Raw genomic sequence first — 3,831 nt, 5'->3', positions numbered from 1 at the left:
TAGTGGGTGTGCTGACCGACTTCGTGAAGTGTGTGCGAGAGATGGTGCTCAACGGCAACACGGTGAAGGTGGGCAACCTGGCTATCTTCAAGGCTACCGTGGAGTCGAACGGGTTGGAGGTGCTCTACGACGCCCAGAGCGACAAGGTGGCTTCGGCTACGATGGGCACGCTGAAGGAGGGCGACAAGACCGGTCCTGCCGTGAAGACCATCAAGTTGCTGGCGCAGTCGACGGGCGACTTCACCCGCGAGGAGCTGAAGAAGGATGTCAAGCTGAGCTGGACCGACAAGACCAAGGCGGAGATTGCGGCTGCCAAGGGGGACACTAACGGGAACGTTAACGATAACCCTAACCCTAACGCTAACCCTAACGATAACACTGGTGGCGATAACCAGGGTGGTGGCGGTGACAGCGGCAGCATCATCGACGGAGTTGATGAGGGCTAAACGGCCGAAAGTGGAAAAGGGGGACTGGCAACGAAGCCGGTCCTCTTTTTGAATATTATCTTGAAAAAAAGCCGTGATTTCGCAGAAAAAGCACTATCTTTGCAAGTTGAAACTATATTAATAAGGAAAGATAATGATATGAAAAGACTGTCTTTAATAATGACGGGACTGGCCATAGGTGTCTATGCACTGGCCTGTACTAACTTTATCGTGGGTAAGAAAGCTTCTGTTGACGGAAGCGTTATCTGCTCGTACAATGCTGACTCTTACGGTGCCTTCATGCGACTGGCTCACTATCCTGCTGCCAAGCACCAGAAGGGTGACATGCGCAAGATTTATGAGTGGGACACGAACAAATACCTGGGTGAGATTCCCGAGGCGGAGGTGACTTACAACGTGGTGGGCAACATCAACGAATGGCAAGTGACCATCGGTGAGACGACCTATGGCGGACGTGAGGAAATGGTGGACTCGACAGGTCTTATCGACTATGGGTCGTTGATTTATATCGGTCTGCAGCGTTCGAAGACTGCTCGCGAGGCTATCCAGGTGATGACATCGCTGGTTGAGCAGTACGGCTATTACTCAGAGGGTGAGACGTTTACCATCTGCGACCCCAATGAGGCTTGGATTCTGGAGATGCAAGGCTGCGGTCCAGACCGTAAGGTTTCGAAGGAACGTGTGGTATGGGTGGCTCGTCGTATTCCTGATGATGCCATCTGCGGACATGCCAACCAGAGTCGCATCGGACAGATACCGATGAAGGACAAAGAGAATGTGCGCTACTCGAAGAATGTCATCAAGTACGCCCGTAAGATGGGTTGGTACGAGGGCAAAGACGAGGATTTCTCATGGAAGAATGCCTATGCGTTTCCTGACTTTGGCGGACGTCGCATCTGTGATGCCCGTGTGTGGAGCTTCTTCAACCACCATGTGAAGGGAATGGACCGCTATCTGCCGTGGGCACTGGGTAAGGACAAGGATGCAGAAGACATGCCGTTGTGGGTTGTTCCCGACAAGAAGTTGAGCGTGGCAGACATCATCACCGACATGCGCGACCACTATGAGGGAACCCCGATGGCCATCGACTCAACGGACATGGGTGCAGGCGTCTGGGAGATGCCTTATCGTCCGACACCATTATATTATACGGTAGACGGCAAGAAGTATTTCAACGAGCGTCCAACCTCAACACAGCAGACCGCATGGACCTTTGTCAGCCAGATGCGCTCGTGGATGCCCCGCGAGGTAGGAGGTTGCTTCTGGTTTGGCAATGACGACGGTAACATGGTGGCCTATACACCGGTTTACTGTTCGATGACCCAGTTGCCCGAGTGTTACAACACGCCAGGTGCCGACGATGTCACGTTCAGCGACAAGAACGCTTTCTGGGTAGAGAACTGGGTGAGCAATATGGTTTATCCGCGCTACACGATGCTCTTCCCATCACTGAAGGCAGTACGCGACTCGCTGCAGACAGCCTACTTCAACCAGCAGGCAGTCATAGAAGCCCAAGCCATGAAGATGCAGCCCGCAGCTATGCAGCAGTTCCTGAACGAATACAGCGTTGACCAGGCACAGCGCATGCTGGCTCGATGGAAACAACTGGCTTTCTACTTGGTAGTGAAATACAATGATATGGCTGTAAAGCCAGAGGAGAACGGGCACTTCAAACGTACTCCCTACGGGCTGGGAGCCAAAGTCAAGCGTCCAGGCTATTCAGCAGGATTCGCCCGTAAACTGGTCAAGGAAACAGGCGACCGATATGTTAAGCCGGAGTGATTATGCTCTTAGGATTTACGCTTCAGCTTCTTTAGGCGCCGCTTGGCTTCTGGTGCATCAGGATAGAGTTCGAGGGCTTTCTCGTAATTACGGATAGCAGCATCGGTCATCTGTTCCTGTTCGCACTCCTTGCCAAGCAAGGTGTATTCTACAGCCAAACGTTTCAGCAGGTCTTCGCGCCTGCTGATTTCTTTTTCCAACAGACTGATCTGTGCTTGCTGTTGGGTGATGATGCCCAGTTTGCGACGGATATAGCGCTGGACAACAGGTTGTTCGATGTCATAGCGGGAATGGATGGCAACGAAAAAATGTTGTAGGAAGGCATCGAAATCCTGATGGTCAAATGACACCACGGCATCATGATACTCCTTGTCTGCCTTACTCTCGAAAAAGGCTTGGCGCATCAGTTTCCCATCGTTGTAGCGGCGGGCGAAGGCAATGACCTCAGGACGTACGAAGATGTCGGTGGGACGGATAGGTTCCTCAAGGGTGATTCCCTGCAGCGAGCGGCATCGGCTCAAGGCCACATAGGTCTGTCCGCCAGCAAATGCTCCGCCTCCGGAGAAGTCTATCTTCACACGACGGAAAGTCAGTCCCTGGCTCTTATGGACGGTGATAGCCCAAGCCAACCGCAGCGGGAACTGGACAAAGACACCCAGTTGCTCTTCAACGATTTTCTGTTCTTTCTCATCGAAGGTGTAGCGCATGTTCTCCCAGACCTCACGCACCACATCGTATTCATGGCCGTCCTCGTCAACAACACCGATAATGCCTTCTTCCTCGTCTATACCTGTCACCACGCCAATGGTACCGTTAACCCAGCGTTTCTCCTTGTCGTTCTTGACGAAGATAACTTGGGCACCAGGCTTGATTTCCAACTCCATCGGAGCGGGTAGGGAAGCCAACGGAAACTCTCCTTGTATGTTGCCTTTGAATACGGACGAAGCACCATCCAGTTGGGCGAGATTCTGCTCGTTGATATAGTCAACGGTATCTCGTCGTGTGGCCAGTGTCACCTCGAAGGAGTCTCCATCGGCAGACACCTCCACATCAGCACCCACACGACTGTTGATAGCCTCAATGTCGGTGGTGGTGGCAGCATTCTCACGTATACGGTCAAGGATGTCGATGAATGCTGTGTCGCGCTGGCGGTACACCTTGCGCAGTTCAATGCTGACCAGCTGCATCTCCTGCCAAACCTTAGCAGCGAAGAAATAGGCTGAAGCGTAGAAGGGCTGCATGAGACGCCATTCATCTTCCTTGACAACGGGTTCCAACTGGAAGATGTCGCCGACGAGCAACAGCTGCTTGCCACCAAAGGGTTCACGCATATTACGACAGTAGATACGCAGCACTTTGTCAATGAAGTCGATGATGTCTGCCCGGACCATTGATATCTCATCGATGATGATGAGGTCGAGTTCACGCAACAGCTTGGTTGTAATGCCGCTATACTTGAGGGTTTTGCGGATATTGCGCGTGTTATAGCGTGAGTCGTTGGGCAGCAGCGGATGGAAGGGCAGCTTAAAGAAAGAGTGGAGTGTCTGTCCTCCGGCATTGATGGCGGCGATACCCGTAGGTGCCAGGATGACATACTTCTTCT

General features: G+C 52.6%; 2 protein-coding genes and 1 pseudogene. 2 read left to right on the top strand and 1 reads right to left on the bottom strand.

The genetic code is table 11. The features are described 5' to 3' along the window. Together BLU47_RS14930 and BLU47_RS14350 are read left to right on the top strand one after the other, a co-directional pair. Positions 1-446 (top strand): annotated as a pseudogene (locus tag BLU47_RS14930) (hypothetical protein); the annotation flags it as partial. Positions 447-584: 138 nt separating this feature from the next. Next, positions 585-2,228: a dipeptidase gene (locus BLU47_RS14350; RefSeq protein WP_091964487.1), complete on the top strand. Its 1,644-nt coding sequence runs from the start codon at positions 585-587 to the stop codon at positions 2,226-2,228. Positions 2,229-2,236: 8 nt separating this feature from the next. On the opposite strand, the gene BLU47_RS14345 is transcribed toward BLU47_RS14350, so the two are convergent. Then, positions 2,237-3,831, bottom strand: a 1,595-nt coding sequence (locus tag BLU47_RS14345; protein WP_143025592.1) for an AAA family ATPase, incomplete at its 5' end; no start/stop codon positions are given.

The organism is Prevotella sp. tc2-28, from assembly GCF_900107705.1.
Taxonomy (GTDB): domain Bacteria; phylum Bacteroidota; class Bacteroidia; order Bacteroidales; family Bacteroidaceae; genus Prevotella.
This window is presented reverse-complemented; position numbering and strand designations above follow the sequence as displayed.